Below are 16,900 nucleotides of genomic sequence, written 5' to 3'. Positions count from 1 at the left end.
GCTGGGCCCCGTCGACCCGCCGTCCGGCGCCCGCCGCCCGCCGGGTACGCCGGCCGACAGTCCGGTCAGCCGCATGCTGGTTCGGGTGCCCCGCGACGGCGGGCTGGAGCTGGCTGCGGCGTTGCGGCGGGCCACCGGGGTGCTGAGCGCGCGGCACGATCAGCAGCCGGTTCGGGTGCAAATCGACCCGCTGCACATAGGGTGATGCGAGAATCCGCACCAGACGCCCGACAGGAGGTGGCATGCGGCGGGTATTTGCGTGGTCGATTCCGTTGGCGCTCATCGCGATTGGGCTGCTGTGGCCGTTGGTGTTCCGGGGCGGATCCGAGGCGGGTCCCGCCAATGACCCGGTGGTGTTCAGCAATTTCCGGGCCGACTTCGTGGTGAACGCCGACGGCAGACTCGACGCGGTGGAAACGATCACGGCCGAGTTTCCCGGCGGGCGTCACGGCATTTTCCGTTGGTGGGACGTCGCCAACGCCAACAGCCCGCATGTACGGCAGAAACCCGAGATCACCTCGGTCAAGCTGGACGGCGAGGATGCGCCCTACCGGATGTTGTGGGAGGGCGGCGACCGGTTCCGGGTGGCCAAGATCGGTGATCCCGAGGAGTACCTCAGCTTCGGCACCCATGTCTTCGAAATCCGCTACACCGTTCCCGGCGTCCTCGACCCGGGCGGCACCGGCGCCGACAAGCGATTCGCGGAATCCACCGGCGACGACACCGCCGCGCCGTCGGTGTTCTTCTGGAATGTCATAGCCCCGTCCTGGAACAACAGGATCCAGCAGGCCGACATCTCGGTGACGCTGCCGGGTGATGTCACCGGCGCGCAATGCGCGGTCGGCTACGGCGTCGGTGAGCCCTGCCGCGGCTTGACCGTCACCGGCAACAAGGTCGAGCTGTCGGCGACGGCTCTGGATCCGCGCACGCCGGTGACGGTGCGGGCCGGTGTCGACGTGGCCACTCCGGCGCGTGCGGAAGTGCTGTGGCCCTCCACCTGGGATCGCATCCTCGGCCGGTCGATGAGCGGCATGGCGTGGGTCCTGGGACTGACCGTGGCGGCCGCGGTCGGCGGGTTCCTCTGGCACCGCACCACGGTCGAGCCGCCGCCCGGGTTTCCGCTGCAATACGCGCCGCCACCGGGGCTTGGGCCGGTGCAGACCGAGTACATCCGCACCGAGAGCGTGCCCAAGAATGCCCTCACCGCGACGCTTTACTACCTCGCCGAACGCGGAATGATCGAGTTGAGACAGGTCAATTCCGAACAGTGGAGAATCCGGGGCCTGGTTGAGAAATCGCAGTGGGACCTGTTGGATCCGGTCAGCCGGAAGGCCGGAATCGCGCTGAAGGTGAACCGGCCCGGCGAAGAGTTCGAGGCGAAGAAGACCGTCAAATCCGGGGAGAAGCTCAACGAGGCCAAGACCGATATCGCCAAGGCGGTCGAAAAGTGGGCCTTCGACAACAAGCTATTGGGCAAGCACAAGAAAGAGCTCTGGGTGCGCGCGGCCAACGTGATCGCGTTGCTATTGGCGGTGTGCTGCTTCTTCCGATGGTTCGGCAATTTGTTCACCGCGTGGGGCCTGCCGTTCGCGGCGTTCTTCCTCTGCACCGTGCGGTCCTGGATCGACGGGGTCGGCACTCGCCGCACCGCGGCAGGGCGCGAACTGTGGTCGCAGGCGGGAGGGTTTCACCGCATGCTGGCGACCGATTCGGCCGAGACGCGGTTCGATTTCTCCGCCCGCAGGGATCTCTACACCGCCTACGTGCCGTTCGCGGTTGCCGCAGGAGCCGCGGCGCTGTGGGCCAGGAAGTACCAAGACTCCACGGGTACCGTTGCGCCCCAACCGGATTGGTACAACTCGTCGTCGGCGACGAGCTGGGCCCTTGTCGGTAGCTCTGGCGGAGGCGCAAATTTCGACAGCTTCGAGTCGGCGTTGTCGTCGTCGATCGGCGCCTATACCGCGTCGCAGACGTCGTCCGGTGGTAGCGGCGGCGGCGGTGGCTTCAGCGGCGGCGGTGGTGGCGGCGGCGGGGGCGGAGGAGGAGGCGGATCATGGTAAGACTGCTGCTGATCGTGGCACTCATCGTCGTAGTGCTGGTTCTTATCGGGATCGTGATGGGGTACAACAAGATTCGCGCCGCCGATATCCGCGTCGACGAGGCGCTCGGCGGAATCGACGTGCAGCTGACCCGCCGCGCATCGCTGATTCCCGGTCTGGTGCACACCGTGGGATCGTTCGCCTCGCATGAGAAGGCGATCCTGGACCACGTCACCGATGCCCGCGTTGCGCTGACGTCGGCGACCGGCGGGAAGTCGGTGGCCGAACGCAGCGCCGCCGAACGGGAATTCGACACCGCGCTAGGTCAGGCGCTGGCGCTCGGCCAGGCATATCCGCAGCTGAATTCGTCGAACAACTTTCTGAACCTGCAGCAGAACCTCGCCGACACCGAGGACAAGCTCGCCTTCGCTCGCCAGTATTACAACGACGCCGTGGCCACCAGCAACAAGCTGATCAGTACGATTCCGTGGATGTTCGTTTCCGGCCTGACCGGCGTGTCGGAGCGCGAGTACTACCAGACCCCGCGCTGAGCATGCGGCTGGTATTCGCGGGAACACCCGAACCGGCGCTGCCGTCGCTGCGGCGGCTCATCGACTCGCCGCACCACGATGTGGTTGCGGTACTGAGCCGCCCGGACGCCGCCTCCGGGCGCCGGGCCAAGCCGACACCGTCGCCGGTGGCACGGCTGGCGCTCGATCTCGGAATCCCGGTGCTGCGGCCGCCGCGGCCGAACTCCGACGAATTCCTCGCCGAACTCACGGAGTTCGCGCCCGAGGCCTGCGCGGTGGTGGCCTACGGTGCGCTGCTCGGCGACCGACTGCTCGCGGTTCCGGCACACGGCTGGGTGAACCTGCACTTCTCGCTGCTGCCCGCATGGCGGGGCGCCGCGCCCGTGCAGGCGGCGATCGCGGCAGGCGACGAGGTCACCGGCGCCACCACTTTCCAGATCGAGCCGGCCCTGGATTCGGGTCCCGTCTACGGCGTGGTCACCGAAACCATCCGGCCGACCGACACCGCGGGGGATCTGCTTGACCGGCTGTCGATTTCGGGTGCGGCGCTGCTGGAGACGACGCTCGACGGCATCGCCGACCGAAAGCTCGCACCGGTTCCGCAGCCCTCCGACGGCGTCACGGTCGCACCGAAGATCACCGTCGACGCGGCCCGGGTGCGCTGGAACCTGCCGGCCCAGGTGGTCGAGCGGCGGATCCGGGCGGTGACGCCCAATCCGGGCGCCTGGACGCTGATCGGCGATGTGCGGGTCAAGCTCGGCCCGGTGCAGGTCGACGACGCGGAGCCGAGTCCGTTGCCGCCCGGAGCAATTCGGGTCGACCGCGGCGGTGTGCGAATCGGTACGGCCTCGCAGCCGGTGCGGCTGGGCCGGATTCAGCCACCGGGCAAGAAGCAGATGGACGCCGCGGACTGGGCGCGCGGCGCCCGGCTCGACGAGTCCGCGAGGGCACAGTGACCAAGCCCCGCCGCGGGCCGCGCCGCGAGCCGCTCGATCCCGCCCGCCGCGCGGCGTTCGACGTGCTGCGCGCGGTGACGGAGCGTGACGCCTACGCCAATCTGGCGTTGTCCGCACTGCTGCGCGACCGCGGTATCACCGGCCGCGACGCGGCGTTTGCCACCGAGTTGACCTATGGCACCTGCCGCACCCGTGGTCTGCTCGACGCGGTCATCACCCACGCCGCCGGTCGGTCGCCCGACCGCATCAACCCGGTGCTGCTCGACCTGCTGCGGCTGGGCGCCTACCAACTGCTCCGCACCCGCGTCGACGCACACGCCGCGGTGTCCACCACCGTCGAGCAGGCCGGAATCGAATTCGATTCGGCACGAGCCGGTTTCGTCAACGCCGTGCTCCGCACCATCGCGGTGCGCGACGAACAATCGTGGGTCGACGAGCTGGCCCCGCCGGCGGACTCCGATCCGGTGGGCCACACCGCATTCCGCCATGCCCACCCGCGCTGGATCGCGCAGGCGTTCGCCGACGCGCTCGGCACCGATGCCGGAGAACTGGACGCGCTGCTGGCCAGTGACGACCAGCGACCGCTGGTGCATCTGGCGGCCCGGCCCGGCGCGCTGTCCGCCGGGGAACTTGCCGACGCCGTCGACGGCATTCTCGGCCGCTACTCGCCGTACGCGGTGTACCTGACCGGCGGGGACCCCGGTCAACTCGGGCCCGTCCGCGACGGCGTGGCGCTGGTGCAGGACGAGGGCAGCCAGCTGGTGGCCCGGGCGATGACGCTCGCGCCGGTCGACGGCGACGGCGGCCGCTGGCTGGACCTGTGCGCCGGCCCGGGCGGCAAGACCGCGCTGTTGGCGGCCATCGGCGTCGAGTCCGGCGGCCGCGTCACCGCCGTCGAGCCCAACGCGCGGCGCGCCGACCTCGTCGAGGAGAACACTCGTGGCCTGCCGGTCGACCTGCAGCGGGTGGACGGCCGCGATCCGGGGCTACCGGAGGGGTTCGACCGGGTGCTGGTCGACGTGCCGTGCACCGGGCTGGGCGCGTTGCGGCGCAGGCCCGAGGCGCGCTGGCGCCGTCAGCCCGGCGATGTGCCCGCGCTGACCCGGCTGCAGCGCGAGCTACTGGCATCGGCGATCAGGCTGACCCGGCCCGGCGGGGTGGTGCTGTACGCCACCTGCTCACCGCATCTGGCCGAGACCGTCGGCGTGGTCGCCGACGCGCTGCGCCGTCATCCGGTGACCGCGCTGGACACCCGCCCGCTCTTCGGCGACGTCGAGGATCTCGGGACGGGGCCATACGTGCAGCTGTGGCCACACCGGCACGGCACCGACGCCATGTTCGCCGCCGCACTGGAAGTAGGGTGATCGCATGCCGAGCACGACTGTCCGCCCGCTGATAGCGCCGTCGATCCTGGCCGCCGACTTCGCCCGGCTGGCCGACGAAGTCGCCGCGGTGAAGGGTGCCGACTGGGTGCACGTCGACGTGATGGACAACCACTTCGTGCCGAACCTGACCATCGGCCTGCCGGTGGTGGAAAGCCTGCTGCCGACAACCGACATCCCGGTGGACTGCCATCTGATGATCGACAACCCCGATCGGTGGGCGCCGCCGTATGCCGAGGCGGGCGCCTACAACGTCACGTTTCACGCCGAGGCCACCGACAACCCCGTCGGCGTTGCCCGCGATATCCGCGCCGCCGGCGCCAAGGCCGGCCTGTCCGTCAAACCCGGCACGCCGCTGGAGCCATATCTGGAGATCCTGCCCGAGTTCGACACGCTGCTGATCATGTCGGTCGAACCCGGGTTCGGCGGACAGAAGTTCATCCCGGAGGTGCTGCCGAAGGTCGGCATTGCGCGCCGGCTGATCGACGCCGGCGAGTTGACGATCCTGGTCGAGATCGACGGCGGCATCAACGAGGAGACCATCGAGGACGCCGCCGAGGCCGGAGTGGACTGCTTTGTCGCGGGCTCCTCGGTCTACAGCGCCGTCGACCCGGCGGCCGCCGTCGAGAAGCTGCGCGGACAGGCCGCCGCCGCGTCAAAACACCTGCGGCTTTGACGTCCTCCTCGGACTGAAGTCCGGGGATTCCACTCCCCATCCCATCGACTTAGGCGGCAGGAGGAGCGAGTTGAGGTTCACGGTTCGCAGACCGCCCACCGGCGAGGTCTCCCCGTGCGGTCACCGCCCGTCCGGCGGCGATGTTGCGTGCAGCGTTCACATCGGCGTTGCACCGTCCAGCAGTGCAGGCTTCGCACTGGAAAACCGCTTGGCTCTTGCGGTTCCCCGCAGCGACATGCCCGCACACCGAGCATCGTTCCGACGTATAGGCGGCCGGGATCTGCTCGACCCGACCGTATGCCTTGTGCTGCAAACGCGCGCCGAACAGCCCCCACCCGCTGCGACTGATCGCCCGGTTCAGCCCACGCTTCTGAGCAACGCCCACACCGGGCTGTGCGAGGGTTCCCCGCGCACTGCGGGTCATCGCCGGCACGTCGAGTGCCTCGATCCTGATCGTGTCGAAGCGGCGCGCAACCTCAGTGGTGGTTTTTTCTACCCAGTCCTTGCGCCGGTCGGCCTCACGCGCTGTCAGCTTCGCGATCGCCCGCTTCGTCTTCTCGCGGCGGTTGGAGCCACGCGTAGCCCGGGCCAGCCGCTGCTGCAACACCCTCAACCGGTTGGCCTCACCCCGGCTCAGACTGGGTACGTGCAGCAGCTCGCCGGTCGACAGCGCCGCCGACACGACAACACCACGATCGATACCGACAACACTGTGGTCACCAGGACCCGCGATCGGAGCGGGGACGTGGGCGAACGCGACATGCCAGCGGCCGACCCGATCCCGGGTCACCCGGTACGACTTGACACCCGCCGGCGCCGGCCGCGACAGCCGAAACCGCACCCAACCCACCTTGGGCACCCACACCCGACCGAAACGCCGGTTGAGCCGCTCCACGTGACGTGGTTTGACCCCGACCTGCCGAAACCCCTCATGCACATTCGCCTTGCACCACCTCGGGCGGCGATGCGTGCCGCCGAAAAAGTTCCGCATCGCTTGTGCGAAATCCCGCAACGCCTGCTGCTGCACGGTCTGACTGCCGGCACGAAGCCACCCGCAATGGGCGCGGGCCTCGGTCAACTGCGCAGCCTGCTCCACATACCCCGGAGCCCTGCGGCCCGGGTGCCAATGCGCCTGCTGCTCCACCGCCAAATTCCACACAAACCGCGCATCCCGACAGTGCGCCAGCAACGCCTCCTCCTGCTCAGGGGTCGGCAACAACCGGAACCGCGACATAACCGCAAACTAACCCCCACCACCGACACCCCCGACACGGCACCACAACCCCACACCGGGCATCGGCTACCTCCCCGCACTGAAACCCGGGGTTCCCAGCCGAAGGAGATTCGATGAGCCTCGACGCCGCGATGCGGCTGGCCATCGAGCAGGCCGAGTTGGTCAAGGGCGGCACCTATCCGAACCCGCCGGTCGGCGCGGTCATCCTGGACCGCGACGGCCAGGTCGCCGGTGTTGGCGGTACCGAACCGACCGGTGGGGCGCACGCCGAACTGGTGGCCCTGCGGCGCGCGGGTGTCGGCGCCGCCGGCGGCACGGCGGTGGTCGCACTGGAGCCGTGCAATCATCACGGGCGAACGCCACCATGCGTGGATGCCCTTGTCGCCGCGGGTGTTTCGACCGTCGCCTACGGCGTCGCCGATCCCAATCCGGAAGCGTCGGGGGGAGCAGCCCGGCTTGCCGAAGCCGGCGTGCAAATCGTCGCCGGGGTGCTCGCCGACGCCGTTGCGGACGGCCCGCTGCGCGAGTGGCTGCACAAGCAGCGCACCGGCCTGCCGCACGTCACCTGGAAGTTCGCCGCCAGCGTCGACGGCCGCAGCGCGGCGGCCGACGGCAGTAGCCAGTGGATCACCAGTGATGCCGCCCGTGCCGACGTGCACCGTCGCCGCGCCGCCGCCGACGCCATCGTGGTCGGCACCGGAACGGTTTTCGTCGATGACCCGGCCCTGACCGCACGCCTGCCCGACGGCAGCCTCGCGGACCCTCAGCCATTGCGCGTCGTGGTGGGGGAGCGCGAAATATCTTCTGAGGCAAAGGTCCTCAACGACGACTCCCGGACGATGGTGATCCGCAGCCGCGATCCGCATGAGGTGATCAAAGCCCTATCGGACCGGACCGACGTGCTGGTGGAGGGCGGCCCGACGCTCGCAGGGGCGTTCCTGCGGGCGGGGGTGATCGACCGGATCCTGGCGTACGTCGCGCCAATCCTGTTGGGTGGCCCGATAACCGCCGTCGACGACATCGGCGTGCTGTCCATCGCCCACGCGCAACGCTGGCGGTTCGACGGGATCGAGCCGATCGGCCCCGACCTGCTGCTGTCTCTGGTGCCCGCGTAGCCGCCTTTAGTCCATGTCCAGCGGGCGATGCTCGATCAGGTCGCGGATCCCGCCGGTGCCGAGTCGTTCACGGAACGCCGCCACGGTGTAGCCGATGACTGTCGCATCCGCGCGTGCCCGCGCCGTTGCCGAGCGCGGCATGTGGAACAGCGGGCCGATCTCGCCGAAGTAATCACCGGCCTTGACCACCTTCATCAATTCCTCACCGCCGCCGGCCAATTCGCGCACGATGTCGAGTTCACCGTCGGCGACGACGTAGATCAGATCGCCCATGGTGCCCTCCTCGAACAACACCTCGCCCTCCTCAACGCGCACCGTCGCGGGGGCCCGGTTTGTTTCTGCGAAGTCCGGCACCAGCTCCACGACGCGATCGGCCAACGGCAGAATCCGGCTGTCGTGGGTCGCGACGACCACCATCCGGTCACCCGACGCGAGTTCCCGGATCAGTCGCAGAACCTCCTCGACCTGAATGAAGTCCAGATGCGCGGTGGGCTCGTCGGCCAGGATCAGCGGCGGATCCAGCGCGACCGCCCGTGCGACCGCGACACGCTGTTGTTGCCCGCCACTCAGATCACCGGGGCGGTGGGTCGTCCGGTCGGCCAGCCCAACCCGCCTGAGTAGTTGCTCGGCCCGTTCATGCGCCTCGCGGCGGGAGATGCCCGCCGCGCGCAGCGGCACCATCACGTTCTCCAGTGCGGTGAGGCTGGGCACCAGGTTGAACGCCTGAAATACGATGCCCACCGACTCGCGACGGTATTTCGACAGCCCACCAGCGTCCAGCGCCGTGACGTCGACATCGCCGAACTTGATGGCGCCCGCGCTCGGCCGGAGAATCCCGCCGAGGCACGACAGCAGCGTCGTCTTCCCGCATCCGCTGGGGCCCAGCAGGATCACCAGTGAGCCCGCGGCCACGTCGAGGTCAAACCCGTCCAGCGGGCGGACCGCATAACCGCCGCTGGAGTACTCCACCAGCAGGTCCTGAACGCTGAGATCGCCCACGGCTCAAGGACCCCCGAATGCCATTGCGGGATCGACGGAGACCGCGCGATGCAGCCCGGCTGCGCTGGCGATCAATCCGAAGACGACCGCGATCACCGGTAACGCAATGTAAGCCTGCACCGGGACGATGACTTGCATCGGAAAGAGCGGTCCGAGCAGCGCCGAAAGCACCATGCCCACAGCGACGGCACACAGTGCGACCACGATGGCCTGCAGGGCCAACCCGGCTGCGATGGAGCCGGTGGTGACGCCAATCGCCTTGTACACCGCGAAGTCTCGCAGCCGCTCGAGCGCGGAGAGATAGATCACCGATCCCACGATCAACGCCGCCACCACCCAGAGCAGCACCGCCACGATCGTGATCGAGTTGACCGCCACCTTCAACGGCCGCAGCAGATCGGCGATCGCACCGTCTCGGTCGATGGCCTTGTAACCGGGTGGCACCCGATCGAGGGTGCCTCGAATCCCGATGGACGCGACCAACTGCTGGCCGCCATACACCAACTGCTGAGCGCCCTGGGTGGTGAGGAAGATGTTGGGCAAGTTGGCCAGTGCCGTTGAGTTTTCCACAATGCCGACGATGCGCAGCCTGCGCGAAGCGATTTGGATGTCCTCGCCCTCGTTGCGCCCAAGCGTGCTCGAGGCGGCCACCTCGTCGGGGGTTGCGGGCGCCCGGCCCTCCGAGACAGCGGGCATGCCTGGCCCGCGTTCCGGCGCGCCGAACAGGTCGGCGTTGCGTGTCTCATCGCCGAGCGTGACCGTGCCACCGGCGTATACCAGCGGGGCCGCCGCCTGCACGCCGGGGGCCGCCGCGATTCGCCGCAGGTCGACGGGTGCGAATGGTGTCGCCCCGACAAACGGGCCGGATGCACCCTCCTTAACGAGGAATACGTCGACGCCAAGCGAATCGACGGTGCGGCGAGCCTCCTCCCGGAACCCGTTGGCCAGCCCGGTGAGCACGAGCGTCATGCCGAAGATGATGGCGGTGGACAGGATTGCGATGACGAAACGCCGTTTTCGCCACTGCATGTCGCGCAGCGCGGCGATCAGCATGTCCGCGACGTTACCGACGCCTTTGCATTTCCGGGCCGAGTTTCGCGACGACTCACCGGCCCGCGGCAAACGTGCCGACCATGGTGGCGCAGAAGGCCGGCAGATCGTCGGGCTTGCGACTGGACACCAGTGTGTTCGGCCCGCGCGAGCAGACCACCACCTCGTCGTCGACCCAATTGGCGCCGGCATTGACCAGGTCGGTTCGCAGGCTCGGCCATGACGTGATCATCCGGCCGCGTACCACGTCGGCGTCGATCATGGTCCACGGGGCGTGACAGATCGCCGCCACCGGCCTGCCGGAGTCGAAGAAGCTCCTGGTGAACTGGACTGCCTTGGCCTGGGTGCGTAGGAAGTCGGGATTCGCGACGCCGCCGGGCAGCACCAGACCGTCATATTCGGAGGCGGTGACGTCGTCGACCGCTTTGTCGGCCTCGAAGGTGTCCGCCGGGGTGAGATGGTTGAACGCCTGAACCTTGCCGACTTCGGTGGACACCAGCTCGGGCGTGCCGCCGGCCTGCTCCACGGCCTTCCACGGTTCGGTCAGCTCGACCTGCTCGAAGCCTTCGGGTGCGACCAGGAACGCAATCTTCTTACCGGCCAGTGTCGTTTCCATGAATTCTCTCCCATCGACTTGTTGCCTTTCGCACACATACCCGGCGCGGCGGGGAGCCAATCCCGCGGAGAATCCCGGTACTCTCGTAGCCGAGCCAGGCTTTTTTGGCCGGGCGGGAATATCGCGCTATCAGCGACGAGTTGCGCGTGGTGAGCACGAGCAAAGGACAGCGAGCGTGACTACAGTGCAGGACTGGCTCAACATTCGCCCTGCCGATCCCGGCCGGCTTAAGGCGCTGATTTGCGGGGCGCTACGCGGCCTAACCGCCGAAGAGCCGGCCGAGGCCGCAGGCCCGGCGCTGATCCGCCCGGGAGTCGAGCGCTGCTGAGGCCGGCTAGCCGATCGAGAGTTCGCGATGCTCGATCAGGTCGCGCACCCCGGTCGGTCCAAGGCGCTCGCGGAACGCCTGCCCGGTGTATCCGATGACGACCGCGTCGGTGCGGGCCCGCACCGTTGCGGACCGGGGCAACCCGAACAGCGTGCCGATCTCACCGAAATAGTCGCCGGCCTTGGCGACCCGCAGTAATTCCTCGCCGCCGCCGGTGAGTTCGCGCACGATGTCGAGTTCGCCTTCGCTGACGACATAGATGAGGTCACCCATCGAGCCCTGTTCGAACAGCACCGAGCCCGGCGTCAGCCGGATGGTCTCGGGTGGGCGGTCCGTCGACGCGACTTGGGGCACCATCTCCACCACGCGGTCGGCGAGCGGCAGCATCCGGGTGTCGTGTGTTGCGACGACCACCATCCGGTCACCCGACGCGAGTTCCCGGATCAGCCTCAGCACCTCTTCGACCTGGATGAAGTCCAGATGCGCGGTGGGCTCGTCGGCCAGGATCAACTGCGGATCCAGCGCGATCGCCCGCGCCACGGCGACGCGTTGCTGCTGTCCGCCGCTGAGGTCGCCGGGCCGGTGCTTCATCCGGTCTTGCAGACCCACCCGGGTCAGCAACTCCTCGGCCCGTTGGCGTGCGTCGCGGCTCTTCATCCCCGCCGCGTCCATCGGCACCATCACGTTCTCGACCGCGGTGAGGCTCGGGAGCAGGTTGAACGCCTGAAACACGATGCCGACCGTGCTACGCCGGTACATCGTCAGTTCGCGGGGGTCGAGCGCGGTGACGTCGACATCATCGAGCGCGATGCGGCCCGAGGTAGGACGAAGGATTCCGCCCAGGCACGACAGCAGCGTGGTCTTCCCGCAGCCGCTCGGGCCCAGCAGCAATGCCAGCGAGCCGGCATCTACCTCAAGATTGAGGCCGTCGATCGGACGGACCGCATACCCGCCGCTCGAGTACTCGACCACCAGATCGTTGATGTGCAGATTCCGCATGCCTCACGGACCCCCGAACGCGAGGGCGGGATCGATCGTCACCGCGCGCCGCAACCCGGCGAAGCTCGCCAGCAGACCGATCAGCACCGCGATGACGGGCAGCAGCAAGAACGCCGATACCGGAACCACCACACGCATCGGAAAGAGCGGCCCGAGCACGAGTGACAGCAGCCCGCCGAGCATAGCGGCGACGACCGCGACGATGACCGCCTGCAGGCACAGCCCGGCCAGCACCGAGCGCGTCGCGACGCCAACCGCCTTGAGCACCGCGAAATCTCGGGTGCGTTCCAGGGCGGAGAGGTAGATGATGGAGCCGACGATGAGTGCGGCGACGATCCACAGCAGCACCGCCATCAGTGTGATCGCCGCGACCGCCGCGATCATCGGTCGCATCAGGTCGTCGACGGCGCCGGCGCGGTCGATTGCGCGATAGCCGTCGGGTATCTGCGTGGGCGTGCCGCGGATGCCGACCGACGACACGATGGGTTGACCGCTGTAACCCATTTGCTGTGCGCCTTGGACCGTCACGAACACGTTGGGTTGCCCGGCCAGCGCGGTGGAGTCGTCGACGATGCCGACGATTCGCATTGAGCGCGAAGCGAGTTCGAGCTGTTCGCCGATGTCGCTGCCGAGCGTGCTCGACACCGCGGCCTCGTCGGCGCCCGCCGGTGCGCGGCCGCTCGCGATCGCGGGCATCCCGGGGCCCTGTGCGGGCCCGCCGAACACGTTCACATTGCGTGTCGAGTCGCCGTCCGGCACGGTGGTCGCCGCGTAGACCAGCGGAACCGCGGCCTCCACGCCCGGGATCCGTGCGGCCCTTGCGACTTCGCTCTCGGGAAATGGCGGCGAGCCGATGAACGGCCCGGCCGGCCCGGACCGGACGAGGTAGGAATCGACGCCCAGTGCGTCGACGGTGTTGTTGGCTTCGACGCGAAAACCGTTGGAGAGTCCGGTAAGAACGAGGGTCATCGCGAATACCAGGCTGGTGCCGATGATGGCGATGACGAAGCGCCGCCTCCGCCATTGAAGGTCGCGCAGCGTCACCCGCAGCATGGCTGCTACCGCATCATCCGGGTGGGCTCGTCGCTGTCGATCTCAGGCTGAGTGTCGGAAGGCTCCTCGGCGTGCTCGTGGCGCCCGCTGATGAGCAGGCCGAGCAGGGCGCCGACCACGCAGACGATCGCGGTGATCCCGAAGATCTCGCCGTACTGCATGACGTACGCGGTGCGGTATTTCGTCGCCTCGGCGGCGATCCTTTCGGACAGGCTGTCACCACCGGGGCTGGGCAGTGACTGCAGGATCTGATTGAACCGGTACAGTCCCCACGCGGACAGCGCGGCGAGCCCGACCAGCATGCCGATCATCCGGGCCACCACCACCCCAGCCGACGCGATGCCGTGCTGGACGGACGGCACCACCCGCAGCGTCGCCGATGTCAGTGGGCCGATAACCAAACCCAGCCCGAGCCCGGCGATCGCCAGGTCGCTGTCCATGGCCGGCACGCTGATGAAGCCCAGATCGTGCCGGGCCGCCAGCAGGTCGACCGGCCACTTGGAGATCAACCAGTAGCCACCGGCGGCGATCAGCAGGCCGGCGAACGCCACCGCGCGGTCCCCGATCTTCGTTGCGATCCAGCCGCCGAGCAACGCCCCGATCGGCAGCGCGATCAGGAACCGCAGCAGTAGGCCGGCGGCCTGGTTCTGATCCATGCCCAGCACGCCCTGGCCGAACAGCTCGACGTTGACCAACGTCACCATCAGCGCCGCCCCGGCGCACAGCGATGCGCCCAGCGCCGCCAGGAACGGTCGGAAATGCACCCCGGCGGGCTCGATCAGGCGGGTGCGGGCAAGGCGCTCCCAGACGAAGAACGCCACGGTCGCCACCAGTGCACCGAGCAGCACCGGCAGCCCCCAGCTGGGCAGCACCTGCTTGCCGTCCGGTTCCGGGTTGTACAGGCCGACGACGGCGAGGCCCAGCGCGATCGCGAGCAGCACGCCGCCGACGACGTCGACCTTCTCCGGTCTGTCGGTCTTCACCTTCGACGGCAGGCTGAAGTGGATCATCACCATCGCGATCGCGGCCAGCGGCACATTGACCCAGAACACCGATTGCCAGTGGGTGAACAGCCACACCAACGCGATGCCGTACAGCGGGCCGAGCACGCTGCCCAGCTCCTGGGCGGCGCCGATACCGCCGAGCACCGCGGCGCGGTTGCGTTGTGCCCACAGGTCGGCCGCCAGCGCCAGTGTCACCGGCAGCAGTGCGCCACTGGCCGTGCCCTGAATGACACGGCCCACCACCAACGTCGTCAGATCGTTGGACAGCGCGGTCACCACCGACCCGGCCGCGAAGCCGGCCAGGCTGGCCTGCAGCAGCAGCTTGCGGCCGAACCGGTCCGACGCGCGCCCCAGCAGCGGCATCGGCGCGACGTAGCCCAGCAGGTACCCGGTGATGATCGGCGTGATCCGCTGCAGCTGGTTGACCGGGACGCCGATGGTGGTGATGATGTCGCGCATGATGTCGGTCATGATCGTGACCACGACGTAGGTGTCGAGGGCACCGAGCAGGACGGCGAGGCTGCCCGCGCTGATCGCGATTCGGCGGCTGCGGCGGGATGTCACCGGCGCGGCGGCCGTCATCACACGGCGGGCTTGGTCACGGTGACCGGCTTGTCCCACTCGGACAGCGTCATCTGAATGCTGTTGCCGGGCGTGGGTTCCAGCTGGGCCTGCACCAGTTCGTGGTTGCCGTCCTGGCGAATCCACGCCGTGCCCGGCACCGGCTCGGTGGCGCCGATCTGCGCCGCGATCTTGTTGACCGCGTCGGCACTGACCTTGCCGGTGACCTTGACGGTCTCCACGCCGTTGATCGTCTCGGTGCCCTCGGTCTTGGCATCGGTGAAGCCGGCCAGCACGTTGGCCAGGCCGGTGTCCGGGTTCAAAATCGCGGAGACGTCGTAGATGTCGGCGGCCGGGCCCATGTCGATCCAGTTGTCGGGGGATAGCGCGACGTAGAGAATGCCGTCGGCGACGACGAAGTCGGCGTCCACGTCGGTGTCCGACATGGAGAGCTTCGCGTTGCCCTGCGCGGCGACCGCCGGGGAGTTGGTGAGGTCGCCGCTGAGCGTCTTGATGGGCAGGTCCTGGATCTCGCCGTTCACCGTCAGCACGAGGTGAACGCTGGTGAGGTCGCGGGTGGTCTGGCTGGACTCCTTGAGCAGCGTGGCCGCGTCCGGCAGCGATTCGTTCGACTTCTCCGACGACGCGGAGCAGCCGGCGACCAGCACGGCGGCGGCGAAGAGGGCGGCGAGGATCGCCAAGAGGCGTGTGTGCATGACTGCATCGTAGAGGGTGGCGCTGCGTACCCTGTTGGGCGTGTTCACCGGAATCGTCGAAGAGCTGGGCGAAGTCGTCGGCAAGGAAGACTTCGCGGACGCCGCCCGGTTCGTCATCCGCGGCCCGATCGTCACCGCGGACGCCGGCCACGGCGACTCGATCGCGGTCAACGGCGTGTGCCTGACCGTGGTGGACGTGCTGCCCGGCGGCGAGTTCACCGCCGACGTGATAGCCGAGACGCTCGACCGGTCCAGCCTGCGCACCGTGGACGTCGGCAGCCACGTCAACCTGGAACGCGCCGCGGCCGTGGACAGCCGGCTGGGCGGACACATCGTCCAGGGCCACGTCGACGGCATCGCGCATGTGATTGCCCGCACACCGTCGGCGCACTGGGAGGTGGTGCGGATCGCGCTGCCCACCGCGCTGGCGCGCTACGTCGTCGAGAAGGGCTCGATCACCGTCGACGGGGTGTCGCTGACCGTCTCCGGCCTAGGTCACGACTGGTTCGAGGTGTCGCTCATCCCGACCACGCTGCAAGCCACCACTCTTGGTCGGGCATCGGCAGGCACCCCGGTGAACCTCGAGGTCGACATCATCGCCAAGTACGTCGAACGGCTGATGCAACAGCGGGGCGATAACGGCTGGCAATAACCACCACTTCCACGTAGTTCATACTGATAGAGGTGACAGTGGTTCCCCACCGGAACCGGCAAGGGTGGCGATGATGACGAGGTTGGACTCCGTCGAACGGGCGGTTGCCGACATCGCGACGGGCAAGGCCGTCGTCGTCATCGATGACGAGGACCGGGAGAACGAGGGCGACCTGATCTTCGCCGCCGAAATGGCCACCCCCGAGCTGGTGGCCTTCATGGTCCGCTACACCTCGGGTTACCTGTGCGTTCCGCTGGCCGGCGCGATCTGCGACAAGCTGGGCCTGCTGCCGATGTATGCGGTGAACCAGGACAAGCACGGCACCGCCTACACCGTCACCGTGGATGCGAAAAACGGTATCGGGACCGGGATCTCGGCGTCCGACCGGGCGACCACCATGCGCTTGCTCGCCGACCCCAACAGCGTCGCCGACGACTTCACCCGCCCCGGGCACGTCGTTCCGCTGCGGGCCAAGGAGGGCGGGGTGCTGCGCCGGCCGGGCCACACCGAGGCCGCCGTCGACCTGGCCCGACTGGCCGGTCTGCAGCCGGCGGGCGCGATCTGCGAAATCGTCAGCCAGAAGGACGAGGGTGCGATGGCGCAGACCGACGAGCTGCGGGTCTTCGCCGACGAGCACGGCCTCGCGCTGATCTCCATCGCCGACCTCATCGAGTGGCGGCGCAAGCACGAAAAGCACATCGAGCGCGTCGCCGAGGCGCGCATCCCGACCCGTCACGGCGAGTTTCGTGCGGTCGGCTACACCAGCATCTATGACGACGTCGAGCATGTCGCGCTGGTTCGCGGCGATATCGCCGGCCCGCACGGCGACGGCCACGACGTATTGGTGCGGGTGCACTCGGAATGCCTGACCGGCGACGTGTTCGGTTCCCGCCGCTGCGACTGCGGCCCACAGCTGGACGCGGCGCTTGCGATGGTGGCCCGGGAGGGCCGCGGAGTCGTGCTGTACATGCGCGGCCACGAGGGCCGCGG

The 16,900-nt window shown here is 68.5% G+C and carries 17 protein-coding genes and 1 pseudogene; 10 read left to right on the top strand and 8 right to left on the bottom strand.

From position 1 onward, the window contains the following. The 6 genes and pseudogenes from ACRDU5_RS01010 to rpe all read left to right on the top strand — a co-directional run. Window positions 1–205: pseudogene (locus tag ACRDU5_RS01010) on the top strand (primosome assembly protein PriA); the annotation flags it as partial. A 37-nt stretch (window positions 206–242) separates the two neighbouring features. After that, window positions 243–2,060, top strand: coding sequence for a DUF2207 family protein (locus tag ACRDU5_RS01005; RefSeq protein WP_526612357.1), 1,818 nt, complete (start codon window positions 243–245; stop codon window positions 2,058–2,060). Then, window positions 2,054–2,590 (top strand): LemA family protein, encoded by a 537-nt coding sequence (locus ACRDU5_RS01000; RefSeq protein ID WP_526612356.1) that lies wholly within the window; start codon window positions 2,054–2,056, stop codon window positions 2,588–2,590. The genes ACRDU5_RS01005 and ACRDU5_RS01000 overlap by 7 nt, the downstream gene beginning before the upstream one ends. 2 nt (window positions 2,591–2,592) lie before the next feature. After that, window positions 2,593–3,525, top strand: coding sequence for a methionyl-tRNA formyltransferase (gene fmt, locus ACRDU5_RS00995; protein WP_526612355.1), 933 nt, complete (start codon window positions 2,593–2,595; stop codon window positions 3,523–3,525). Then, window positions 3,522–4,889: a transcription antitermination factor NusB gene (locus ACRDU5_RS00990; RefSeq protein WP_526612354.1), complete on the top strand. Its 1,368-nt coding sequence runs from the start codon at window positions 3,522–3,524 to the stop codon at window positions 4,887–4,889. The genes fmt and ACRDU5_RS00990 overlap by 4 nt, the downstream gene beginning before the upstream one ends. A gap of 4 nt (window positions 4,890–4,893) precedes the next feature. After that, complete coding sequence (rpe, locus tag ACRDU5_RS00985) at window positions 4,894–5,583, top strand: ribulose-phosphate 3-epimerase (protein WP_526612353.1); 690 nt, start codon at window positions 4,894–4,896, stop codon at window positions 5,581–5,583. Window positions 5,584–5,632: 49 nt separating this feature from the next. On the opposite strand, the gene ACRDU5_RS00980 is transcribed toward rpe, so the two are convergent. Beyond that, window positions 5,633–6,817 carry a transposase gene (locus ACRDU5_RS00980; protein ID WP_526612352.1) on the bottom strand — a complete coding sequence of 395 codons (1,185 nt, stop codon included), beginning with the start codon at window positions 6,815–6,817 and terminating at the stop codon, window positions 5,633–5,635. 113 nt (window positions 6,818–6,930) lie between these two features. On the opposite strand from ACRDU5_RS00980, the gene ribD reads away from it, so the two are divergent. Then, complete coding sequence (ribD, locus tag ACRDU5_RS00975) at window positions 6,931–7,932, top strand: bifunctional diaminohydroxyphosphoribosylaminopyrimidine deaminase/5-amino-6-(5-phosphoribosylamino)uracil reductase RibD (protein ID WP_526612351.1); 1,002 nt, start codon at window positions 6,931–6,933, stop codon at window positions 7,930–7,932. Between the two features lie 6 nt (window positions 7,933–7,938). Here ribD and ACRDU5_RS00970 read toward each other — a convergent pair whose 3' ends face one another. From ACRDU5_RS00970 to ACRDU5_RS00960, 3 genes are read right to left on the bottom strand one after another with little or no spacing between them, the layout of a single operon-like run. Further along, window positions 7,939–8,931 carry an ABC transporter ATP-binding protein gene (locus ACRDU5_RS00970; RefSeq protein WP_526612350.1) on the bottom strand — a complete coding sequence of 331 codons (993 nt, stop codon included), beginning with the start codon at window positions 8,929–8,931 and terminating at the stop codon, window positions 7,939–7,941. 3 nt (window positions 8,932–8,934) lie between these two features. Next, window positions 8,935–9,984, bottom strand: a complete 1,050-nt coding sequence (locus ACRDU5_RS00965; RefSeq protein ID WP_526612349.1) for an ABC transporter permease — start codon at window positions 9,982–9,984, stop codon at window positions 8,935–8,937. 52 nt (window positions 9,985–10,036) lie between these two features. Beyond that, entirely contained in the window at window positions 10,037–10,597 is a 561-nt protein-coding gene (locus ACRDU5_RS00960; protein WP_526612348.1) for a type 1 glutamine amidotransferase domain-containing protein, read from the bottom strand. Between the two features lie 175 nt (window positions 10,598–10,772). Between ACRDU5_RS00960 and ACRDU5_RS00955 the strand changes: the two genes are divergently transcribed. Next, a complete protein-coding gene (locus ACRDU5_RS00955; RefSeq protein WP_526612347.1) occupies window positions 10,773–10,925 on the top strand; it encodes a hypothetical protein in 153 nt (50 codons plus the stop codon). A gap of 6 nt (window positions 10,926–10,931) precedes the next feature. Here the strand turns inward: ACRDU5_RS00955 and ACRDU5_RS00950 are convergent, their stop codons facing one another. Genes ACRDU5_RS00950 through ACRDU5_RS00935 form a run of 4 tightly spaced genes read right to left on the bottom strand, consistent with a single transcriptional unit; the run spans window position 10,932 to window position 15,258 of the window. Continuing rightward, window positions 10,932–11,924 (bottom strand): ABC transporter ATP-binding protein, encoded by a 993-nt coding sequence (locus ACRDU5_RS00950; protein ID WP_526612346.1) that lies wholly within the window; start codon window positions 11,922–11,924, stop codon window positions 10,932–10,934. A 3-nt stretch (window positions 11,925–11,927) separates the two neighbouring features. Continuing rightward, entirely contained in the window at window positions 11,928–12,977 is a 1,050-nt protein-coding gene (locus tag ACRDU5_RS00945; protein WP_526612345.1) for an ABC transporter permease, read from the bottom strand. A 5-nt stretch (window positions 12,978–12,982) separates the two neighbouring features. Then, window positions 12,983–14,563: an MFS transporter gene (locus tag ACRDU5_RS00940; protein WP_526612359.1), complete on the bottom strand. Its 1,581-nt coding sequence runs from the start codon at window positions 14,561–14,563 to the stop codon at window positions 12,983–12,985. Continuing rightward, complete coding sequence (locus ACRDU5_RS00935) at window positions 14,563–15,258, bottom strand: LppX_LprAFG lipoprotein (RefSeq protein WP_526612344.1); 696 nt, start codon at window positions 15,256–15,258, stop codon at window positions 14,563–14,565. Before ACRDU5_RS00935 ends, ACRDU5_RS00940 begins: the two co-directional genes overlap by 1 nt. A 40-nt stretch (window positions 15,259–15,298) precedes the next feature. Between ACRDU5_RS00935 and ACRDU5_RS00930 the strand changes: the two genes are divergently transcribed. Beyond that, complete coding sequence (locus ACRDU5_RS00930) at window positions 15,299–15,910, top strand: riboflavin synthase (protein WP_526612358.1); 612 nt, start codon at window positions 15,299–15,301, stop codon at window positions 15,908–15,910. 73 nt (window positions 15,911–15,983) lie between these two features. Then, window positions 15,984–16,900: 3,4-dihydroxy-2-butanone-4-phosphate synthase (gene ribB, locus ACRDU5_RS00925; protein ID WP_526612343.1), on the top strand; the 917-nt coding region annotated here is incomplete at its 3' end.

It is taken from the genome of Mycobacterium sp. (genome assembly GCF_050701515.1).
Lineage (GTDB): Bacteria > Actinomycetota > Actinomycetes > Mycobacteriales > Mycobacteriaceae > Mycobacterium.
Note: the sequence above shows the minus strand (reverse complement) of the source record. Positions and strands in the feature narration are given on the sequence as shown.